Origin of the sequence: Providencia sp. 2023EL-00965 (genome assembly GCF_033550225.1) — a bacterium.
Taxonomy (GTDB): domain Bacteria; phylum Pseudomonadota; class Gammaproteobacteria; order Enterobacterales; family Enterobacteriaceae; genus Providencia; species Providencia manganoxydans.
This window is the reverse complement of the sequence record NZ_JAWUEH010000001.1, coordinates 195,904-216,852: the sequence shown is the minus strand read 5'-3', so window position 1 is coordinate 216,852 and position 20,949 is coordinate 195,904. Positions and strand designations below refer to the sequence as shown.

The window sequence follows — 20,949 nt, the reverse complement described above, 5'->3', positions numbered from 1 at the left end:
AAGATAGTCAGGGAGTATAGATAAACACAGTGACTCGGTGAGCGTCGCGTAGTCCTCCCAGCATCTTGCGGTATAACGAGTAGATTTAATTTTATATTTAATTCATCTTAGCCATTAATTTTAAAATTTGAATTAAAAAGCCCATGATGAAAACCAATTCATCATGGGCCTATTTAAAAATGCCTTATCAAGGGTTATTTTAAATACTCACCTGAGCGTAATGCTTCAATACGCTTATCCAGTGGAGGGTGAGATAAAAATAACTCATTAAATGCTTTACCACGGCCATTAATGCAAAATGCCATTAAACGCCCTTCTTCTTGCGGCTCATAGCTTGTCTTCAAACGTTGTAGAGCAGCTATCATTTTTTCTCTACCAACTAATTTAGCTGATCCTGCATCTGCATGGAATTCACGATAGCGTGAGAACCACATAGTAATAATGCTCGCTAAAATGCCAAAGACAATTTCTAATACCATTGAGACAGCGAAGTAAACCATTGGGTTACCATTACTGCTTTCACTTTCATCGTCATTGCTAGACATAAAGCCTGACACAAATTGTGCAATGATACGTGAGATAAAGATCACGAAGGTGTTAACAACGCCTTGTAATAACGTCATAGTCACCATATCACCATTAGCAATATGGCTGATCTCATGAGCGATAACCGCTTCGGCTTCATCACGGCTCATGTTTTCCAATAAACCTGTACTCACCGCCACTAATGATGCGTCACGACGAGCACCTGTTGCAAACGCATTAATATCAGGTGCATGGTAGATAGCAACTTGTGGCATTTGAATACCAACTTGTTGTGCTTGACGGCTCACAGTATCCACCAACCATTGCTCTGCTTGGTTACGTGGTGTTTCAATAACTTCACCACCCACTGATTTCAATGCCATCCATTTTGACATCAACAATGAGATGAAAGCACCACCAAAACCAAACAAGCCAGCCATGATCATCAGACCTTGGACACTATTCCCTTTAACACCGACTATGCTTAAAATTATCCCAAACACAAACATAACCGCTAAGTTTGTGAGTAAGAATAAGGCTATTCGCATCATATTTTTTGTTCCCTAGGTAAAAATAATTATCACGAAAAATTTACTGTTATAAATAAGGTTTTTTCATACTTTTTCAAGCTAATTAACACGAAAAAACCAAAAATTAACATAACTTTACACAGACTATGAAAAAGGCCAGCTTTTGCTGGCCCTTATCTTAATTTATTGTTTAAACAAATTATTTTTTATTAGACAATAAACTTGTTTCAGGATGTGCAAGATCAATTGCAATTTTAACTGTTTCGTCTAAATATGGGTCTGGCCCTTCGTAATCTTTAGGTAAATCATCGATAGATTTCAATAATGGTTTACCTTCTTTTGCATTACGCTCATTTATACGTTTCAGCTTAGTTGCTTCCAACTCATTGTCTTCTTTTAGACGTTGCGCATAATTTAGAGAAATAAGGTTTTTACTTGCCTTATTCGCTTTATAATGCGCGATGTCTTCATCAATATACTTAAATTCAGTATCTTGGCTAATACGCGATAAGTGCTTAGTTTTCAGCTCAGACAAGTCTGCTGTCACATCACCATCTTTGTTGTAATTCGCAGGTGGAATACTATCCCATGGCAATGCATTATCTTCAAAGCTTTCTCCCGTTTCAGCAGGATCTTGCCCTGTTGGCATGACAATATCTGGCGTAACACCTTTACGTTGCGTACTACCACCATTGACACGATAGAATTTTTGGATCGTGTATTGCACAGAACCAAGTGCTGGCCAATCAGGCTTTAACATTTGGTCATACACACGACTTAAGCTTCTATGTTGCTGAACGGTACCTTTACCAAAGGTAGGTTCGCCAACGATCAGCGCTCGACCATAATCCTGCATGGCAGCGGCAAAAATTTCAGATGCAGAAGCACTGAAGCGATCAACCAGAACCACTAATGGCCCTTTATAGTAAACCACATCATCATCATCAATATCTTGACGTACCTGACCATTATTATCGCGAACCTGAACAACTGGGCCTTTAGGGATAAATAGACCCGATAGAGATACAGCCTCAGTTAATGCTCCACCACCATTACCACGCAGATCAATAACTAGCGCAGAAACATTATCTTTTGCTATTTTTTGCAGCTGGGTCTTCACATCATTGGTCAAACCTACATAGAAACCAGGAATATCCAATACTGCAACTTTCTCTTTGCCGATTTCCTTAATCGTTAACTTAACGGCTCTATCTTCTAAGCGAATTTGTTCACGGACAATAGTCACGATGTGTGGCTTAGCCCCCTTAGTATCCGATAGGACTTCTAAGCGCACTTTACTGCCTTTTGGCCCTTTAATCAGTGCAACCACATCATCTAAGCGCCAGCCGACAACATCCACCATTGGTTTGCCTGTTTGGCCAACACCAATGATTTTATCACCAACTTTTAATTCTTTACTTTTTGCCGCAGGACCACCAGCAACTAATGAATTGATCACTGTATTTTCATCATCTTGCTGTAAAACGGCGCCAATTCCCTCTAATGACAAACTCATTTCAGAGTTAAACTGCTCTGTATTACGAGGTGAAAGGTAGCTAGTATGAGGATCAATTTCACGAGCAAATGAGTTCATGATCAACTGAAATACGTCTTCACTTTGCCCTTGAGTTAAACGTCTCAACGCAAAATTGTAGCGCTTAGTCAGTTTTTCCTTGATTTCTTTGTCATCTTTGCCCGATAGCTTTAAATTCAACCAATCATATCTGACTTTTTGATCCCAAAGCTTATCTAATTCTTGCTTATCTTTTGGCCAAGGCATTTTACTGCGATCGACCTCAATTGAGTCAGTCGCATCAAAATTCATTGGCTGATCTAAGCGCGCTAACGCATATTCAAAACGCTCAAAACGTCTTTTCTGCGACAGGTTATACAGGTCATAGAACTTATCGAGTTTACCTTCCTCTAACCATTCGCCAGCATTTGCTTTATCTTTCGCATAAGCATCAACGTCAGATTGAAGTAAAACATTATGGCCGTAATCCAACATATTCAGATAACGATCAAAAATTTTACCCGAAAAATCTTTATCCAAATCAAACTGACGATAGTGAGAGCGGGTAAACCTTGAAGTTACCCTTTCACTCACCGTACCATGCTGAGTATCCTGATTGAGTACAGGTAACTGAGCAGCAGTGACCGGAGCCACTGCTTGAGGATCCGCAATTGCACTACCAAAAGTGGCAACACTAACAACGAATGCAATTTTTAAAAGTTTGTTCATGCCCTGATTGACCTCCGTATCAGAACTTTAAATGTTCCGCGCGCACAATCATTGCCATTCCTGTTGGCAATTGAACTCTGACACCATCTTTCGCTATTTCCAGCACAGACGCGTCCATCAGGCTAGTACCAACTTTCACTTTCAACATCTGGCCGACTTGAAGTGCGTTAATATCAGTGACTGATTTCAGTTTTTGTTCTGGAGCAGCGACACCGTTACGGCGCTGAGGCTTAGTCGAGGAGTTCTGCGGGCGTTCTTTATTTTCTGACTGGCGATGGCGTGGCGCATTTTCTTTTGCGGCTGCCGGATTGCGAGTAGGTTTATCACCTGCTTTCTTGGCTGCTGGGCGTTTTTGCGCTTTTTGCTCTGCACGTTGCGCTTGAACCCGAGCTTTTGCCTCAGTCAATTGTTGACGCGCATGGGTGATATGCTCCGCCTCTAATTCACCACAATCATTTCCATCTAAGTCAACGCGTTTTGCGCCTTCTTTAACACCGTAAAGATAGCGCCAGCTAGAGGTATACATGCGTAATGCAGAACGCAATTGCGTTTTGCTAATGCCATCCTCTTCGGTTAAACGCCCTACGATATCTTGAAAAATTCCGACTTTTAACGGACGTGCTTCGCCTTCAGCGATAAAACAGCGTGGAAAACGCTCAGCTAAAAATGCGATAACTTCTTTACTACTATTCAACTTAGGTTGATTTTCCATGAAATTTCCTGATAACAACGATTTTGCCAACCAGCACGGGCATGAACAAGCCGACATTATAATAGCGTTGCAGACAATTGCCACGTTCCTATTAAGTTAACATACCAATATTTAGTGATAATTTGGCATCGAACACATTGCCAGATGTTGACACAACTGGTTTACAAGGTGTTTTAACCCTTTTTCATCATTTTCATCGAATTGATTGAAGTTTGGGCTATCGATATCCAGTACGCCTAAAACCTGACCATTTACTTCCAAAGGAAGCACAATTTCAGCGTTACTTGCCGTATCACAAGCGATATGACCAGGGAAAGCATGCACATCACCCACACGCTGTATTCTATTTTGGCTATATGCGGTACCGCAAACACCTTTGCCAAAAGGTATTCTGACACAAGCTATCTTTCCTTGAAAAGGACCAAGAACTAATTCTTGCCCATTTTTTAGGTAAAAACCAACCCAGTTAACGCCCTCTAAACGCTCGTACAACAATGCGCTCGCGTTTGCCAAACTTGCGATTAAATCATACTCACCAGCAAGAAGTGCAGATAAATTATCTGAAAGTTCGTGGTAATACTTGTTTTTATCCATAAAATTTTCTTGTAATAATCAAATAACGCAATAAATTAAACATTTCGTGCAATATGTAGGTTAGCAAGTTGTCACTAAGTCGTAAATTTTTTTACACTAGATTACAAGCATGGCTAACAAATCAATGAGCAAATAATGGATCACATTAATCATAGTCAGATAATTTCGCAACACTGTTGCCATTGCAATCTTAAATTATCTATCCCACCTCACGATACGCAACAGGTCGTTATCTGCCCACGTTGCAATAGTCAACTTGATGATGGGCGTTCGTGGTCATTAAATCGCTTATTTATCCTCTCAATCACTTTACTTATGTTAGCACCGATTGCATTTTGGCAACCGCTAATTTCTATTCACTTACTTGGTACACAAATTAACGCCAATGTCATTGAAGGTATACAATTAATCAATCAACAAGGTGATCCTCTTACAGCAAGTATTGTCGCTTTTTGCGCGATTGTCGCCCCACTATTTTTACCTATTTTTATTATCTATTTGTATTTAGGGAAGCGCCTGCGGCTCAATTTACGCCCCATTCTCTTAGTACTAAGTCGTTTAAAAGAGTGGGTAATGTTAGATGTTTATCTCATTGGTCTTGGCATTGCTGCTATCAAAATGCAGGACTATGCCACTGTTTTCTTAGGTCATGGATTCATTGCATTTATTACAATGACCTTTATTAGCCTACTCATACTTATTCATCTTAATGTTGAACAACTTTGGCGTCTATTTTACCCAAAACAGCCGCAATCTAACGGCCCAGAAGCGCTAACTTGCCAAGCATGCCATTACACCGGCTCGCCAAATTCACGTGGAGTGTGTCGGCGCTGTCACCGTCCATTACACTACCGAGAGCCTTATAGTTTACAAAAAACATGGGCAGCACTAATTGCGGCCATGATTTTACTTTTTCCTGCTAATTTAATGCCAATTTCGGTGGTTTACCTAAATGGTCAACGCATGGAAGATACTATTTATTCAGGCGTAGTATCATTAATTGATTCAGGTAATTGGCCAATTGCTATCATTGTATTTATTGCCAGTATATTAGTGCCATTTATTAAAATTGTTATCATGATCTTGCTACTGCTTTCTATCCAACGCCATAGCAAAACAGACCCAGTTCTGAGGATGAAATTACTTAAGTTTGTCACTTGGATTGGTCGATGGTCGATGTTGGATCTCTTTGTCATTGCCTTGATGATGACACTTATCAATCGCGATCAACTGATGTCATTTACGATGGGCCCTGCCGCATTATTCTTCGGTGTCGCTGTTATTTTAACCATACTCGCTGTCGAGTGGCTTGATAGCCGTTTAATTTGGGATTCTTATGGAAAATCACAATCAACAAAATGAATCTGCTGAACAGGAACAAGAGGCGATATTACGTCAACGCGCACGTATTTCCCCTTTTTGGCTGTTACCACTTGTCGCAGTGTTTATTGCCAGTTGGTTACTATTCCAACACTGGCTAGAGCAAGGCACTGAAGTCACTATTGAATTTTCTTCAGCGCCTGGCGTTGTTGCAGGAAGGACCCCTATCCGCTATCAAGGAGTGGAAGTTGGTTTAGTTCAATCAGTCACGATTAGCCAAGACATGAAAAAAATTATTGTCAAGGCAAGTATTAATAAAGATATGCAACCCGCGCTGACTTCAGGAACAAAATTTTGGCTTGTCACACCAAAAGCAACGCTTGCTGGAGTTTCAGGTTTAGATGCCTTAGTCGGCGGTAATTATATTGGAATGCAGCCTAGTACTGGTGAGGAACAACACGACTTCATCGCTCAAGACTCTCCCCCTCAGCTACAGACCGAAGCTGGGGAATTATTAGTCTATCTCAATGCGAAAGATCTCGGTTCATTACACGAAAACTCACCTATTTATTATCGTAAAGTACCTGTGGGTTATATTTCTGACTATTCCATTTTACCAGATGATAAAGGAGTTTCGATTGCAGCAGTGGTCGAGAAACGCTATGCCAATTTAGTTCGTGAAAATAGTCAATTTTGGAATGTGTCTGGCTTTCAAGGTGGCTTTGACCTGAACTCAGGTGTCAATGTTAAAATGGAAAGCCTTTCTGCTGTTATTAATGGTGCGGTCGCATTTGATTCCCCACCTAATAGCCCTCCAGCACAAGAAGGCCAGCAGTTTGATTTAAAAGCCAATAAGCACGATGTTGAGGACTACGAACAACAAAACAGAGAAAACTTAAAAGTTTCTTTATGGTCACCAGAGACCTATGGTGTTAATGCTGGACAGCCCGTGATGTACCGAGGTATCAAGATCGGCGAAGTGTTACAGCGTCACCTGCTTGATGATAAAGTGACCTTTGATGTGGCAATTTTGGATGAATATCGCCATTTGATCCGTGAAGACAGTAAATTTGTGGCTAATAGCCGAGTGGATGTACAACTTGGACTAACTGGCATTCAATTCCAAGGTGCCACACCACAAGAATGGCTAGATGGTGGGATCCACCTATTAGCGGGTAAAGGCAAAGAGGAATTACCTGAAAACTTCCCATTATATCGCAGTGATGATAACGCTAAAGCGGGTGTCACCGGCTCATCACCAACAACGACAATTACATTAAATACCAATACATTACCGGATATTCAAACTGGCTCTGTCGTACTTTACCGTCAATTTACTGTTGGTGAAATTGTTTCAATTAAACCAACGAAAGAAGGCTTTGCCGTTAATATTCATATTTCTAGCCAATACCGCCATTTATTAACTAAACAAAGTGTGTTCTGGGCTGAAGGCGGCGCCAAAGTACAACTTAATGGCAATGGTTTGACAGTTCAAGCTGCGCCACTCACCCGCGCAATTAGAGGCGCGATCAGTTTTGATAACCTCCAAACCTCGAATTTAGACAGCACAAGACAACATACCCTCTACCCCAATGAAACGGCAGCAAAAGCCATTGGGAGCGTAGTGACTTTAACTACCTACGATGCATCTAAGCTTTCTGAAGGTATGCCTATTCGTTATTTAGGTATTGATATTGGTCAAATTGATTCATTGAAGCTATCGCCGGATAATCGAGAAGTTAATGCACGAGCAATCCTTTACCCTGAATATGTTCACGCCTTTACCAAAAGTGGTAGCCGTTTTGCTGTTGTCACCCCTGAACTGTCCCCATCAGGATTTAATAATTTAGACTCCTTAATTCAACCTTATATTAATGCAGAGCCAGGACGAGGAAATAAAAGCCGTTACCAATTTGAATTACAAGCTGCCAATATCACTGATTCACGTTATTTAGATGGCTTAACTATCATTTTAGATGCCAGTGAAGTCGGTTCTATTCAAGTTGGCACACCGTTGCTATTCAGAGGTATGGAAATTGGCACTGTAACAGGTTTGTATTTGGGAGAGCTTTCCGATCGAGTTTATGTTGCCACTCGAATTGGCAAAGAATATCAATATCTCATTCGTGACAACACTCAATTTTGGTTATCGTCTGGCTATAATTTATCCTTTGGCCTTACTGGTGGCATGATTAAAAGTGGTACATTTAAACAGTTTGTACGCGGTGGCATATCACTTGCAACCCCACCAAGCGTGCCTCTTTCGCCAAAAGCTAAACCTGAACAGCATTTCATTCTAAAATTAGAGCCACCAAAAGACTGGTTGGATTGGGGTACATCTATCCCGAAACAATAATCACTAGAAAGGTGCGTATTTAAACAATATTGCACCTTCTATCTTTTTTCTTGAAAAAAAATTTTTGGAAATGAATTCCATTTATACTATGCTTAGTTTTGTTGAGTCGATAATACCTACTCCAAAACTACATTAGAGGTAACATTATGAGCATAGTTAATTTGAAAATATCTTCCTATGAAATCAATGATGCAATTATGGCTGATCATGAAAGCGATACCGTCAGTATTCCATGCGATTCTGATACAGAGTTCTGCATGCAATTGGATGGCTGGGATGAAAACACCAGTATCCCTGCGTTAATCAATGAGAAACCCGTTTTGTTATATCGCCAGCGCTATGACAAAGATAATCATCATTGGATAATGCGAGTGGCTTAATTGATGAAGCCGCTAAGTAATCAGCAGCATATAATAGGCAAAAAAAGAGGCCTGGTAGATTCCGATTACCGGGCCTTGGGAAATGGCTCTGGCAGAGCCGTGCGCTAAAAATTGCCATTGAGACGTAACAAAGTACAATTTAATACTAGCTTGCTAAACGTACTCTTACCATACTAATTATCAATTTTTTCACATATTATTAACACAATTTATTTCTTAATTTTCGAATATCGAGCTATTTGATTGATAGTTAAATTCTATTTCAACAATAAGTATAACCTTTCAAATTTAATCAATATAAAAATACAAAAAACTATAATTTATCGTTATTTTTACTGAGCTTCGAAATAATAAAAGATGTCGCTAATCAGTCAGTAAACGAGTCGCTAGATGTATAGGAAATACGATGATTAGCATGAATGGATGAATAAATGAATGGGATATATTTAGACATAATCACCATACCTTAACAAAAACACTGTAATTTGAAGTATGGTGAGTATATGAGCTATGAATTTAGTGTATTGATATAAAAATAGCTATTAGGCTTTATCACAAAGCTTCTCAGCCGCTAATTTAATTGGTAATACCCGCTGTTCTACTGTTTTTTGCGTTTCTATTGGCGCAAGTAGAACATCAATTGGCTGCGCTTTGATCTCTTTTCTTTCCATCTGTTCCTGCGCAACTTGGTTTAATGGATATTGCATCAAAGTTGCAGGGTTAATCACAACTAAAGCACCATTATTGCGACACTCTAGCATGACTTCTTCTCGAGTAAATGGCCAATCATCACCAAACTGTTTTTTACTCACAGTTTCTAAAGGAGCAGCCACAGCACTAAAAGCTGAACTGGCCAATAACACAGAGCACAGAATTAATTTCAGTTTCATCCTTATACCTTGTTCAAAATCTTAAATGGGCTGATAGGTTGCAAAAACAGCAACGGCGAGTATTGCCATGCTGCCTAACAATAATTCAATCCAGCTATTAATAATCAAATACTGTAACCGCCCTTTTTGCTGGATCTTAGGCACTAATACATAGCGATTAACCAATGCCAATATCACCATACCAATAACTAATACAATTTTTAACCACAGCCATGATTGATATTCGGAGTTATTATAGGCAAATGGCCATTGTGGTAGTAATGTCATCGCACTAATCACCCCTGTGATTAAAACCATTGCTACTGCAATATGCCCTACGCGAGAGAAACGGATTAAACTCGCAAATATTTGTTTATCTAAGCCCGCCGCCAATTCTTTTTTATCTCGTAAAAATTGAATACAAATCAAGAAAGGCCATAACCCACCAAACCAATAGGCTGAGCTAATAAGATGAATAAATTGATTTAAGCGATGTAAATTACCGATTACCCCATCATGCATAGCAGCATGACCAATCAATGCGTGTAACCCCAATAGCACAATAGAAAGTATTAACAATGAATATAGTCTAATTTCTTGGCGAGAAATAAAAATCACCCCAAGTGTGATAATAGAGAAAATTAATTCCCAACGCCAAATTTGACCAAACGACGTTTGTAATACGTTGAGCCAAGTTTCAAGATCGACTGCATCTTGCCAGCCGTCTCCCATCAGCCCTGCTTGCGCTGACATCCAACAAAATGCGGTTACCGCAGTAATCACAGCACTGAATACAATACCGCGATTTAAAATCCGCTGAAGAACTTGGCTAAATGCGCCAGAGCTCAAGATCACCGCAAATATTGACATTCCACACATCAACATCGCGGCAATAAAATGAGAAAAACGTATAACGACGTAAAATGCCTCTAAAGACATAATTATTTCACAGTGAAACTGTATTCGCCCTTAGTTTTATGGCCATCTACAGAAACAACACTCCAATTAACATCGTATTTACCCGCGGCTAATTTACTTTCAATTGGCACAATGACCTTTGTATCGTTATTTGGGTCTAATTCAGGCTTACCTGTTTTAACTACGTTATCATTTGGCCCTGTTACCTTGACTTTTGCAAAGTTAACTTCGATACCTTCAGAAAAATTTAAAGTGATAGACTCTGGAGTTTGCTCTACTGCTGCACCTTCAGCAGGGAGCTGATCTTTAAGATGTGCATGAGCAAAAGCTTGTTGAAATGACATGCCTAAAAATAGAACAGCCACAGCACTGAGCTTGCGCCAAGATGATTTAATTTGGTGGATTGGCATAGTAACCCCTTAATTTGCAGGTGAATTTAGATTTATTGCCAACTATTATACGAAATAAATCTCATTTATCTGCTACAAAAAATCGATTTAGCTACTTAAGGTGTGACTAAAGACACAAAACGCAAAGAAAGGATCACATAAATCTTAACAACGACACCAGCTATGTATGGATCTATGCCTTATATAATACAGAGGAAAACTCAGTACTAAGTAGAAGAGATGCCCGATACATCATAAATTAAGTGACTAGTTCGAATGAACATAGTCACTATAACTTATGAAAGGTGCTGCAATTTTAAGCTGGGAGGAAGATGAATATTTTATATTAAACGTGAGTTGCCGCAGACATACTTTTTAAGTCTTTATCCAATAGGAATAGCGCTTTACCACTCTCACCTACCATATCTAATTTATCTAGGATGGATTTGAATAATTTTTCTTCTTCGTGTTGCTCAGCAACATACCATTGTAAGAAGTTAAATGTTGAATAATCCTGCGTTGTCATTGCTAAATGCGCTAATTTATTAATTTCCGCAGTAATTTCTTGTTCGTGTTTATAAGTTAAGGTGAAGACTTCAGCGATTGAATTAAATGCTACTGGTGGTGCTGCAATTTGCCCCAGTATTGGCAGTGCCCCGGTATCACTAAGATAATCAAACAAACGTTGCATGTGTTCCATTTCTTCCTGTGAATGTGCTTTTAAAAAAGCCGCAGCACCTTCGTAACCTTTATCACTACACCAAGCACTCATTTGTAAATATAAATTCGCAGAATAAAACTCAAGGTTTAACTGCTCATTTAATTTATTGACCATGTCAGTTGTTAGCATATTCTTTCCTTAGTCATCAAGAGTAATGTCCATTATTATGCATATTAAATAAATAATTAAAACCCTAAAACAATAATAAAACAAAAAAACCCAATTTACTGATAATTAATAACTTTTATTAAAACTAATAATAATCAATCTCATTATCTTTACTGGAATTTTTTCATTTCATGAAAAAGTAAATAACATTTATTCTCTTAATATTAAATTGCTATATTGTAAATTAAAGCCGTTTATTTTTTATTTATTTTTACTTATTCGATACTAACGTTAGGGCATAGATTATCGCTCATGCATAGTGATATGCTACTATACCAAAATATCTGTAAAGAATTTGAGAAGTAAGATGAACTATAACCTCGCACTGTTACCAAAAGATCAAATGGATAAAGTCAATGTCGACTTGCAAGCTTCAGGTGTGGCTTTTAAAGAACGCTATAATATTGCCGTCATAGCAGAGGTAGTCGAACGGGAACAACCTGAAAATCTTAGAGAATATTTCAGAGAGCGACTCGTATATTACCGCCAACTCTCTCAAAACTTTGCGCGACTTCCTTATGAACCAAGGAATCGTTAATCGATCTCCCAAAGGAGAAGCTAACTTCTCCTTTGGCTTAACAGATTCAGATTATTTCAGTGGATTATATGTAATTGTCGACTTTTCACAGTCAACCACCACATTATACTGTAGATCCTTTTTTGAACCCCTGACTGTCAATGGAACTTCATAACCAGTTGCTGTCTTAGTCACATCTTGGCTATTCACCCATGCCACTGCTTTTTTACCTACCAAGGCTTTTTCATCAGTCCAACGAGGTAAACGATTGTGCATAAAATCATTTTTAACTTGTGCCGCTATTTGTGGCTCAGACAACTTATCGCAACTAATAAAAGGGGCTGCTTTACCTTCTTCTTGATTTGCACTAAATGCAACAGAACTGAATAACAGTACACAGCTACCTACAACACAACTTATTTTTTTTCCTGCTTTCATAATGCTTCCTCTGATCCCTATCAAAATATACTCTCCATAGTTTAAGTTGCAGCATTGTTGACTTACTCACTCGCACCAGTCACCGTATTTTTTATACTTCTAGCAACGCGTTCGCTTGTCGCCTAGCTGTCTCTCGAATTATTTAGAGTATTGTGGGTGGCAAATTAGAATAATCACCATGGTAAATTTTATACGCTATTTATCTACACTATCTAAAATAGACGAATATTTATAAACTGCCAAAATGATTTGACTTAACTAATATGTATCAGATTTTAGCGGAAATGTTAATAGGTTGTTTTAGCTATACTAATCGTCATCTTCTTCAAAACGTGCGTGGATCTGTTCTTTATCTTTGTGCTTTTCACGAATTTCTTGCGCGACAAGGGCAATAGCTTCCCCACTACTCATGCCATCGGCAATAAGTTGATGGATGCGCTCAACCGCTTCCTGTTGCTCTTGGTGATTAAGTGCTGGCATACCTGAAAACATCGTTAAATCCTTTACAATAAAATTTAGCGCAATTTTAACAGCTATTGGCTTCTTAAGATAAGAATATATATTCTAAATAATTCGAGAGACAGCTAGGCGACAAGCGAACGGGTCGTTAAGCACATCGAAGAGGATATGGCTGGCGCAAGTAAGCGTAATCAAAATGCTGCAACTTGCAGTATGATGAGTATATGCTAATCTGAGCGACAGTCCTTATATGTCGATTATATCGATTTTTAGTTTAGCGTATCCAAATGGTTATCAATAAAATACAACTCCCTTATCATATTCACGCGGCAACTGATTATTTTACACCATTAGCTCATCAACCATGGGCAATGTTACTTCATTCAGGTAATTCAGAGCATTCTCATAACCGATATGACATTATTGTTGCTGATCCTATCGCAACCCTGATAACAAACGGTGACAAAACTACGATTACTCATCAGCAATTCGTTAATGTTTCTGAAGATGACCCTTTCACCTTATTACAAGAATCGATTGAACGTTTCACTCCTAAATATTGTTGTGATAGCGCACTCCCCTTTACTGGAGGTGCACTAGGTATTTGGAGCTATGATTTAGGACGTCGTATAGAAAAACTCCCTCAAATAGCGAAGACTGACTTACAGTTTCCAGATATGGCAGTCGGTATTTACCTCTGGGCATTAATTGTTGATCACTTAGAACAGCGAGTAACGCTATTTAGCTACGATGATGTCAATGAACGTTTAAATTGGCTTAAATCGCAAAAAGCATCACGCAAAACAAAATTCACATTGACCAGCCCTTGGCACGCCAATATGTCTCAAGAGCAATATCAACAAAAAATTGGTCAAATACATGATTATTTACGCAGTGGTGATTGCTATCAGATAAACTTAGCACAGCGCTTTCAAGCCAAATATAAAGGCAATGAATGGGATGCGTTCATGTTGCTTAATCAAGCCAACCGAGCACCATTTTCATCTTTTATACGGCTGCCTGAAAACGCAGTAATCAGTATTTCACCTGAACGTTTTATTCTATTGCAAGATGGCGAGATCCAAACTCGTCCAATAAAAGGTACCCTCCCTCGTTTAGAGGATCCTCAAGCAGATGCAGAACAAGCAGACAAATTAGCTAATTCACCAAAAGATCGCGCTGAGAATTTAATGATTGTTGACTTGCTTCGTAATGATATTGGTCGTGTTGCTGTACCAGGAACGGTCAAGGTCCCTGAACTATTTGCGGTAGAAGCATTTCCCGCCGTCCATCATTTAGTCAGTACCATTACCGCTACACTGGCTGCACCTTATACCGCCACAGACTTATTAAGGGCGAGCTTCCCTGGAGGGTCAATTACTGGTGCACCTAAAATTCGTGCGATGCAAATTATTGAAGAATTAGAACCTCATCGCCGTCATGGATATTGTGGCGCGATAGGTTATATTAGTTTTTGTGGCAAAATGGATACTAATATCACAATTCGTACACTACTCACTGACAAAAAACAGATCTTTTGCTGGGCAGGTGGTGGTATTGTAGCGGATAGCCAAGCAGATAAAGAATATCAAGAAACATTTGATAAACTTAGTCTTATCTTACCTGTATTAGGAGAGTTACCACCGCATGACTGAATTAAGTGAATTTATTAATCGCTTTCAGTTAACACTCCCTATAACTCGCCAACCGCAACGGATGGCGAGTAAATCGGCTGCGGTTCTGCTTCCAATTATCAATAAATCAACACCTACGTTGTTACTGACTCAACGTTCACCTTTTTTACGTTCTCATGCAGGGCAAGTTGCTTTCCCTGGGGGGGCAAGTGATCCTGAAGATGGCTCTCTTATCACAACAGCACTGCGTGAAGCCTATGAAGAAGTCGCTATTCCACCTGAAAAAGTGCAAATACTCGGGCAATTAACACCTCAACAAAGCCTTGGCGGTTATGAAGTTACTCCCATTGTTGGCTTACTACCCGCAGGAATTGACTATCGTCCAAATCCAAGCGAAGTCGCGAGTGTCTTTGAAGTGCCTTTATTTGATGCCTTATCACTCAAGCAGCATAAATTCATTGATGTTAAACGTTCAGGGCGTTCTAACCGTATTTTCTTTTATTGGTATCAAGGTCACCTAGTTTGGGGACTAACCGCTGCCATTATTCATCAGCTAGCCCTCCAACTTAAATAATCATTTCGTGACGTAATCGAGCGCATTTTGTGCTATTTTTAATCAATAGGCCTTTTGTTGCTACCTTATTTTAAAAAATAATTTAAACTTACTGGTTAACACTACTAAATCACAGTAAAGTAGCGCCCTTTAAAATAAATCACTAAATATCTACTTTTTTTAAGGAGTCCTGCGTGATAAGCGTTTTCGACATGTTTAAAGTGGGCATAGGTCCTTCAAGCTCTCATACCGTCGGCCCAATGAAGGCGGGAAAAGAATTTGTCGATGATTTGGTAAACAAACAATTATTACCAAGCGTCACACGCATTGCTGTTGACGTTTATGGCTCTCTTTCACTCACTGGAAAAGGTCACCATACTGATATTGCTATCATTATGGGGCTTGCGGGTAATTTACCTGCAACCGTCGATATTGAATCGATCCCTGCTTTTATCGCCAATGTTGAGAAAACAGAAAAATTGTTGCTTGCCAATGGCACCCACACCGTGGATTTCCCACGCGCAGGTGGCATGAACTTTCGTCTAGACAACCTACCACTGCATGAAAATGGCATGACTATTCATGCATTCGCTGGTAATGATGAGATTTATACTAAAACTTACTACTCTATCGGTGGTGGTTTTATTGTTGATGAAGAACATTTTGGTCAGTCAACTCTTGACAGTAAACCCGTATCTTACCCATTCAAATCAGCAGAAGAATTGTTACTCAACTGCAAAAAATCAGGCTTATCTATCTCAAGTTTAATGATGAAAAATGAACTTGATCTTCACACCAAAGAAGAGATTGATGCCTACTTTGCTGATGTTTGGCAAACCATGCAGGCTTGTATTGAGCGTGGCTTAAACACTGAAGGCGTTCTACCAGGACCTCTACGTGTACCACGCCGCGCGCCGGCACTCAATCGCCTTGTCACATCTTCGAGTAAGCTGTCTAATGACCCAATGAATGTTGTTGACCTTATCAACATGTTTGCATTAGCCGTAAATGAAGAGAATGCAGCAGGTGGTCGTGTTGTAACTGCACCAACCAATGGGGCTTGTGGTATTGTTCCTGCGGTTCTTGCTTACTACAACCACTGTATTGAGCCTGTAACACCTGAACTCTATACACGCTACTTCCTCGCATCTGGTGCAATTGGTATTCTTTATAAAATGAATGCGTCAATTTCAGGTGCAGAAGTCGGTTGCCAAGGTGAAGTTGGTGTTGCGTGCTCAATGGCGGCGGCAGGTCTTGCTGAATTATTTGGGGCTAGTCCTGAACAAGTCTGTATTGCCGCAGAAATTGGTATGGAACATAATCTAGGACTTACCTGTGATCCTGTCGCTGGACAAGTTCAAGTGCCTTGTATAGAACGTAATGCGATCGCATCAGTTAAAGCTGTTAATGCAACACGTATGGCACTGCGCCGTACGAGTGAGCCTCGCGTTTCTCTCGATAAAGTCATTGAAACCATGTATGAAACAGGTAAAGACATGAACGCTAAATATCGCGAAACATCTCGTGGTGGTTTAGCAATTAAAGTTCAGTGTGATTAATGTATCAATCATATAATTTATACTTTAGATAATTCGAGGTGTAGGTAAGCGATAATAGAATGAATCGCTAAAAGCCTAAAAAACTGTGACCTAACGCTGCAACTTAAAGTATGACGCCGTGAATTCATCATAATGAATGGATCCACGGCGTTTTATTTTGCTAATAATTTAATCATTATCATCTATAAAAAATAATAGTTGTTTATTTTTTACTCACATCCGATCTCTTTTTGATAATTTAACGAAAATTTAATTAAATCGTTACTAAAATGACCTGATCATAAAATAATCTTTTTTCAGAACTTCCTACTGCTGAAACGAGTCACATTTTGCTTATTTTTTGGGCTTTTTTAGTTTAATGTCAAATTAGTTGTTCTTCCTTTGTTACCGATAACAGAATTATAATCCAAATAAAGTTATTCATACAAAATATAAATTCACAATAATTAATATATTCAAAAAATATATGCATATTATTTGAAATAACGCGTATGTTTTTAATTTTCTGACACAAAACAAGTTTTTACATTAATGCAAAATGTTATGCTACCTCTACTGACTCTATTAGATAGTAAATTAACAGTTTGCTAACTGAAATAAATAGAGTGATTTTATTCAGCTAAAATTATCAGTATGGTTTTCTATTAGGAGGGCTAATTAAACTGATTCAATTTTGATCTAATGCGTTATTCCGTTCGATCTATAAAGAGGGAAATCAAGTGAGTATAGCTATTATGATTGGTACCCACGGTGTGGCAGCAGAGCAACTTCTGCGCACTACCGAAATGTTGATTGGCGAGCAGGAAAATGTCTCGTTTATCGACTTTGTACCGGGGGAAAATGCTGAGACCCTGTTTGATAAATACACCGCCAAACTAGCTGATTTAAGCACCACTGACGGCGTACTATTTTTGGTCGATACTTGGGGAGGTAGCCCATTTAATGCCGCCAGTCGTATCGTCAATGATCAAGATAATTACGAAATAGTCACTGGTGTTAACGTACCTATGCTAGTCGAAACGTTTATGTGCCGTGATGATAACCCTTCTATGGCAGAGTTAGTTTCTGTCGCCTTAGAAACTGGTCGTGGTGGTATTCGTGCACTGAAACTGAAAGAACCTGAATCAGCTCCTGTCGCTGCACCAACGCCAGCTCCACAACCTGCATCGGCACAAACTGTTACCGCAGGCCCTGGTGAGCATATGGTCATCGCACTTGCACGTATTGATGACCGATTGATCCATGGTCAAGTCGCCACTCGCTGGACAAAAGAAACCCGAGTAAAACGTATCATCGTTGTTAGCGATGAAGTCGCTAAAGACGAAGTTCGTTCTACACTACTTAAACAAGTTGCGCCTCCGGGGGTCAGTGCTCACGTTGTTGATGTTGCAAAATGTATTCGGGTTTATAACAACCCTAAATATGCAGGCGAACGTGTGATGTTGCTGTTTACTAACCCAACTGATGTGGAACGTCTTGTCGAAGCTGGTGTCGACATCAAGTCTGTCAACATCGGTGGTATGGCATTCCATGAAGGCAAAACACAAGTCACCAATGCAGTGTCAATTAACCAAAAAGATATTGATGCTTTTAATTATCTGAACAGTAAAAATATTGAACTGGAAGTGCGTAAGGTTTCCTCTGACAGTAAAGTTCAGATGATGGATTTAATTAAAAAATTAAAAAATTAGTTTTAGTTAGGCCGTTAATTTTATTGAATTTTAACCATTACTCGAAAACAGATTTACCAAACTCGTTTGGTTACAGGAGATTAAACAATGGAACTTACCGTTGTTCAAATAGTACTGGTTTTCATCGTTGCCTGTATCGCAGGTATGGGTTCTATCCTCGATGAATTCCAGTTCCATCGCCCGCTCGTTGCCTGTACGCTTATCGGTATCGTTTTGGGAGACATGAAAACGGGTATCATCATTGGTGGTACACTTGAAATGATCGCATTAGGTTGGATGAATATCGGTGCTGCGGTTGCGCCAGACGCCGCCCTCGCCTCGATTATTTCAACCATTTTGGTTATTGCTGGTGGTCAAAGCATTGGTGCGGGTATTGCCATTGCAATCCCTCTAGCAGCAGCAGGCCAAGTACTGACCATTATTGTACGTACTGTGACCGTTGCGTTCCAACATGCTGCGGACCGTGCTGCCACCAATGGAAACCTTGCTGCCATTAGCTGGATCCACGTTTCTGCATTAATCCTGCAAGCAATGCGTATTGCAATTCCTGCACTGATTGTCGCTCTCTCTGTGGGAACTTCAGAAGTCAAACAAATGTTAGACGCTATCCCACCAGTGGTGACTGATGGTCTGAACATTGCAGGTGGTATGATTGTTGTGGTCGGTTATGCAATGGTTATCAACATGATGCGCGCTGGCTACCTGATGCCATTCTTCTATTTAGGTTTTGTCACTGCGGCATTTACCAACTTCAACCTTGTTGCTCTCGGTGTTATCGGTGCGGTTATGGCTATCCTATATATCCAACTTAGCCCGAAATATAACAAATCCCAAGTGGTTGTCACTCAAGGGAATGGCAGTAACAACAACCTTGATAACGAATTAGACTAGGAGGATAGCATAATGGTTGATACAACAAGCCCAACAGCGAAAAAGTTGACTCAAAGTGATGTCCGCGCTGTCTTCTTACGTTCTAACCTTTTACAAGGCTCTTGGAACTTCGAACGCATGCAAGCTCTCGGTTTCTGTTATTCGATGGTACCGGTGATCCGTCGCCTCTATCCAGAAAATAATGACGACCGTAAACAAGCAATTAAACGTCACCTCGAATTCTTCAACACCCACCCGTATGTCGCTGCTCCTGTATTAGGGGTAACGATGGCAATGGAAGAACAACGTGCCAACGGTGCAGACATTGATGACGGTGCCATTAACGGTATCAAAGTTGGTCTCATGGGACCATTAGCCGGTGTTGGTGACCCGATTTTCTGGGGGACTGTACGCCCAGTATTTGCTGCTTTAGGTGCAGGTATTGCAATGACAGGTAGCCTACTTGGCCCTATTCTGTTCTTTGTATTATTTAACCTAGTTCGTTTATTAACACTCTACTATGGTGTTGCTTACGGTTATAAAAAAGGTGTCGATATTGTTCAAGATATCGGTGGTGGCTTCCTGCAAAAATTAACTGAAGGTGCATCAATACTTGGTCTGTTTGTCATGGGGGCCTTAGTGAATAAATGGACCCATGTTGATATACCAGTCATTGTATCGAGCATCGAAAATCCTGCCACAAAAGTGATGGAAATCAAAACGGTTCAAGATATTTTAAATGACTTGATGCCAGGTTTGGTGCCTTTATTGCTTACCTTTGCGTGTATGTGGTTGCTCCGTCGTAAAGTTAACCCACTGTGGATCATTATTGGCTTCTTTGGCCTTGGTATCCTTGGTGCGTGGTTAAATTTCTTAGCGCCATAATGAAGTATCATTAATTGAAATGGGAGGTTGCAGCCTCCCATTTTTACTTTTAAGCTCTCTAGCATTGTTTACTTAGCCAAGGGCACTCAAAATGACCTTAAATGATTCCATACTGGCCATTATTATCTTATTGATGCTGCTGTATGCAATTTATGATGAATTTATTCAACACTTACTCAAAGGAAAAACACTATTAAAAGTTAACCTCAAGCGCAAACACCGTGCTGATGCTATTATTTTTATTGTGTTAATTTGTATTGTCATTTATACCAACATTTCCCGCAACGGGAGTATGTTAACCACTTATTTATTGATGGTTACTATTTTGATGTCAGTTTATTTGGCTTTTATTCGAACACCAAAATTATTTTTTAAACAAAAAGGCTTTTATTTCGCCAATACATTTATATTATTCGATAGAATTAAAACAATGAATTTATCGGAAGATGGTATTTTAATTGTTGGCTTAGAGCATAAGAAAATCTACATTCAAGTATCACAACTTGATGATTTACAAAGAATATACGAATTCCTTATCAATCATAAATAATTGTTATATATATTCACATTAAGATTGAGGTTAATTAATGATTAAGTTAACCTCAATTTTTTAATTATT

The 20,949-nt window shown here is 39.4% G+C and carries 21 protein-coding genes; 11 read left to right on the top strand and 10 right to left on the bottom strand.

Annotation, left to right across the window (positions count from 1 at the left end; genetic code table 11):
* Positions 1-194 precede the first annotated feature (194 nt).
* From htpX to SC428_RS00980, 4 genes are all read right to left on the bottom strand, one after another.
* Positions 195-1,076, bottom strand: coding sequence for a protease HtpX (htpX, locus tag SC428_RS00995; RefSeq protein WP_140179482.1), 882 nt, complete (start codon positions 1,074-1,076; stop codon positions 195-197).
* Between the two features lie 178 nt (positions 1,077-1,254).
* Positions 1,255-3,297: a carboxy terminal-processing peptidase gene (gene prc / locus SC428_RS00990; protein WP_318705574.1), complete on the bottom strand. Its 2,043-nt coding sequence runs from the start codon at positions 3,295-3,297 to the stop codon at positions 1,255-1,257.
* A gap of 19 nt (positions 3,298-3,316) precedes the next feature.
* Positions 3,317-4,009, bottom strand: a complete 693-nt coding sequence (gene proQ, locus SC428_RS00985) for an RNA chaperone ProQ (protein WP_318705572.1) — start codon at positions 4,007-4,009, stop codon at positions 3,317-3,319.
* A gap of 111 nt (positions 4,010-4,120) precedes the next feature.
* Positions 4,121-4,603, bottom strand: coding sequence for a GAF domain-containing protein (locus SC428_RS00980; protein WP_070928240.1), 483 nt, complete (start codon positions 4,601-4,603; stop codon positions 4,121-4,123).
* Positions 4,604-4,738: 135 nt separating this feature from the next.
* On the opposite strand from SC428_RS00980, the gene yebS reads away from it, so the two are divergent.
* The 3 genes from yebS (at position 4,739) to SC428_RS00965 (ending at position 8,659) form a co-directional block, all read left to right on the top strand.
* Positions 4,739-5,965: a membrane integrity lipid transport subunit YebS gene (gene yebS / locus SC428_RS00975; protein ID WP_070928245.1), complete on the top strand. Its 1,227-nt coding sequence runs from the start codon at positions 4,739-4,741 to the stop codon at positions 5,963-5,965.
* Positions 5,940-8,279, top strand: a complete 2,340-nt coding sequence (locus SC428_RS00970) for a PqiB family protein (RefSeq protein ID WP_318705569.1) — start codon at positions 5,940-5,942, stop codon at positions 8,277-8,279. The genes yebS and SC428_RS00970 overlap by 26 nt, the downstream gene beginning before the upstream one ends.
* A gap of 146 nt (positions 8,280-8,425) precedes the next feature.
* A complete protein-coding gene (locus SC428_RS00965; RefSeq protein WP_318705567.1) occupies positions 8,426-8,659 on the top strand; it encodes a DUF1480 family protein in 234 nt (77 codons plus the stop codon).
* A gap of 542 nt (positions 8,660-9,201) precedes the next feature.
* On the opposite strand, the gene SC428_RS00960 is transcribed toward SC428_RS00965, so the two are convergent.
* From SC428_RS00960 to ftnA, 4 genes are all read right to left on the bottom strand, one after another.
* A complete protein-coding gene (locus SC428_RS00960) occupies positions 9,202-9,549 on the bottom strand; it encodes a DUF2511 domain-containing protein (RefSeq protein ID WP_070928253.1) in 348 nt (115 codons plus the stop codon).
* A 21-nt stretch (positions 9,550-9,570) separates the two neighbouring features.
* A complete protein-coding gene (gene copD / locus SC428_RS00955; RefSeq protein WP_070928255.1) occupies positions 9,571-10,467 on the bottom strand; it encodes a copper homeostasis membrane protein CopD in 897 nt (298 codons plus the stop codon).
* A 2-nt stretch (positions 10,468-10,469) separates the two neighbouring features.
* Positions 10,470-10,856 carry a copper homeostasis periplasmic binding protein CopC gene (gene copC / locus SC428_RS00950; RefSeq protein ID WP_070928257.1) on the bottom strand — a complete coding sequence of 129 codons (387 nt, stop codon included), beginning with the start codon at positions 10,854-10,856 and terminating at the stop codon, positions 10,470-10,472.
* A 325-nt stretch (positions 10,857-11,181) separates the two neighbouring features.
* Positions 11,182-11,685 carry a non-heme ferritin gene (ftnA, locus tag SC428_RS00945; protein WP_318705563.1) on the bottom strand — a complete coding sequence of 168 codons (504 nt, stop codon included), beginning with the start codon at positions 11,683-11,685 and terminating at the stop codon, positions 11,182-11,184.
* A gap of 346 nt (positions 11,686-12,031) precedes the next feature.
* Here ftnA and SC428_RS00940 point away from each other — a divergent pair, with 346 nt between their 5' ends.
* Positions 12,032-12,262 carry a DNA polymerase III subunit theta gene (locus SC428_RS00940; RefSeq protein WP_070928262.1) on the top strand — a complete coding sequence of 77 codons (231 nt, stop codon included), beginning with the start codon at positions 12,032-12,034 and terminating at the stop codon, positions 12,260-12,262.
* Between the two features lie 51 nt (positions 12,263-12,313).
* Here the strand turns inward: SC428_RS00940 and yebF are convergent, their stop codons facing one another.
* Positions 12,314-12,679: a protein YebF gene (gene yebF, locus SC428_RS00935; protein ID WP_070928264.1), complete on the bottom strand. Its 366-nt coding sequence runs from the start codon at positions 12,677-12,679 to the stop codon at positions 12,314-12,316.
* Between the two features lie 309 nt (positions 12,680-12,988).
* Positions 12,989-13,171, bottom strand: coding sequence for a YoaH family protein (locus SC428_RS00930; protein WP_070928266.1), 183 nt, complete (start codon positions 13,169-13,171; stop codon positions 12,989-12,991).
* Positions 13,172-13,425: 254 nt separating this feature from the next.
* Here SC428_RS00930 and pabB point away from each other — a divergent pair, with 254 nt between their 5' ends.
* The 7 genes from pabB (at position 13,426) to SC428_RS00895 (ending at position 20,880) form a co-directional block, all read left to right on the top strand.
* Positions 13,426-14,793 (top strand): aminodeoxychorismate synthase component 1, encoded by a 1,368-nt coding sequence (pabB, locus tag SC428_RS00925; RefSeq protein ID WP_318705557.1) that lies wholly within the window; start codon positions 13,426-13,428, stop codon positions 14,791-14,793.
* Positions 14,786-15,346: a CoA pyrophosphatase gene (locus tag SC428_RS00920; protein ID WP_070928270.1), complete on the top strand. Its 561-nt coding sequence runs from the start codon at positions 14,786-14,788 to the stop codon at positions 15,344-15,346. The genes pabB and SC428_RS00920 overlap by 8 nt, the downstream gene beginning before the upstream one ends.
* A gap of 173 nt (positions 15,347-15,519) precedes the next feature.
* The gene (locus SC428_RS00915; RefSeq protein WP_318705555.1) at positions 15,520-16,884 is read left to right on the top strand and encodes an L-serine ammonia-lyase; all 1,365 of its coding nucleotides are present in this window, start codon (positions 15,520-15,522) and stop codon (positions 16,882-16,884) included.
* A 719-nt stretch (positions 16,885-17,603) separates the two neighbouring features.
* Positions 17,604-18,575 carry a PTS mannose transporter subunit IIAB gene (manX, locus tag SC428_RS00910; protein ID WP_217495498.1) on the top strand — a complete coding sequence of 324 codons (972 nt, stop codon included), beginning with the start codon at positions 17,604-17,606 and terminating at the stop codon, positions 18,573-18,575.
* 87 nt (positions 18,576-18,662) lie between these two features.
* Positions 18,663-19,466 carry a PTS mannose/fructose/sorbose transporter subunit IIC gene (locus SC428_RS00905; protein WP_070928275.1) on the top strand — a complete coding sequence of 268 codons (804 nt, stop codon included), beginning with the start codon at positions 18,663-18,665 and terminating at the stop codon, positions 19,464-19,466.
* A gap of 12 nt (positions 19,467-19,478) precedes the next feature.
* Positions 19,479-20,330: a PTS mannose transporter subunit IID gene (locus tag SC428_RS00900; RefSeq protein WP_070928277.1), complete on the top strand. Its 852-nt coding sequence runs from the start codon at positions 19,479-19,481 to the stop codon at positions 20,328-20,330.
* A gap of 91 nt (positions 20,331-20,421) precedes the next feature.
* Positions 20,422-20,880, top strand: coding sequence for a DUF986 family protein (locus tag SC428_RS00895; protein ID WP_070928279.1), 459 nt, complete (start codon positions 20,422-20,424; stop codon positions 20,878-20,880).
* Positions 20,881-20,949 lie beyond the last annotated feature (69 nt).

What these genes read in the sequence shown, in the direction of transcription:
- htpX (WP_140179482.1), bottom strand. Translation starts at nt 1,076, where the DNA reads ATGATGCGAATAGCCTTATTCTTACTCACAAACTTAGCGGTTATGTTT.
- prc (WP_318705574.1), bottom strand. Translation starts at nt 3,297, where the DNA reads ATGAACAAACTTTTAAAAATTGCATTCGTTGTTAGTGTTGCCACTTTT.
- proQ (WP_318705572.1), bottom strand. Translation starts at nt 4,009, where the DNA reads ATGGAAAATCAACCTAAGTTGAATAGTAGTAAAGAAGTTATCGCATTT.
- SC428_RS00980 (WP_070928240.1), bottom strand. Translation starts at nt 4,603, where the DNA reads ATGGATAAAAACAAGTATTACCACGAACTTTCAGATAATTTATCTGCA.
- yebS (WP_070928245.1), top strand. Translation starts at nt 4,739, where the DNA reads ATGGATCACATTAATCATAGTCAGATAATTTCGCAACACTGTTGCCAT.
- SC428_RS00970 (WP_318705569.1), top strand. Translation starts at nt 5,940, where the DNA reads ATGGAAAATCACAATCAACAAAATGAATCTGCTGAACAGGAACAAGAG.
- SC428_RS00965 (WP_318705567.1), top strand. Translation starts at nt 8,426, where the DNA reads ATGAGCATAGTTAATTTGAAAATATCTTCCTATGAAATCAATGATGCA.
- SC428_RS00960 (WP_070928253.1), bottom strand. Translation starts at nt 9,549, where the DNA reads ATGAAACTGAAATTAATTCTGTGCTCTGTGTTATTGGCCAGTTCAGCT.
- copD (WP_070928255.1), bottom strand. Translation starts at nt 10,467, where the DNA reads ATGTCTTTAGAGGCATTTTACGTCGTTATACGTTTTTCTCATTTTATT.
- copC (WP_070928257.1), bottom strand. Translation starts at nt 10,856, where the DNA reads ATGCCAATCCACCAAATTAAATCATCTTGGCGCAAGCTCAGTGCTGTG.
- ftnA (WP_318705563.1), bottom strand. Translation starts at nt 11,685, where the DNA reads ATGCTAACAACTGACATGGTCAATAAATTAAATGAGCAGTTAAACCTT.
- SC428_RS00940 (WP_070928262.1), top strand. Translation starts at nt 12,032, where the DNA reads ATGAACTATAACCTCGCACTGTTACCAAAAGATCAAATGGATAAAGTC.
- yebF (WP_070928264.1), bottom strand. Translation starts at nt 12,679, where the DNA reads ATGAAAGCAGGAAAAAAAATAAGTTGTGTTGTAGGTAGCTGTGTACTG.
- SC428_RS00930 (WP_070928266.1), bottom strand. Translation starts at nt 13,171, where the DNA reads ATGTTTTCAGGTATGCCAGCACTTAATCACCAAGAGCAACAGGAAGCG.
- pabB (WP_318705557.1), top strand. Translation starts at nt 13,426, where the DNA reads ATGGTTATCAATAAAATACAACTCCCTTATCATATTCACGCGGCAACT.
- SC428_RS00920 (WP_070928270.1), top strand. Translation starts at nt 14,786, where the DNA reads ATGACTGAATTAAGTGAATTTATTAATCGCTTTCAGTTAACACTCCCT.
- SC428_RS00905 (WP_070928275.1), top strand. Translation starts at nt 18,663, where the DNA reads ATGGAACTTACCGTTGTTCAAATAGTACTGGTTTTCATCGTTGCCTGT.
- SC428_RS00900 (WP_070928277.1), top strand. Translation starts at nt 19,479, where the DNA reads ATGGTTGATACAACAAGCCCAACAGCGAAAAAGTTGACTCAAAGTGAT.
- SC428_RS00895 (WP_070928279.1), top strand. Translation starts at nt 20,422, where the DNA reads ATGACCTTAAATGATTCCATACTGGCCATTATTATCTTATTGATGCTG.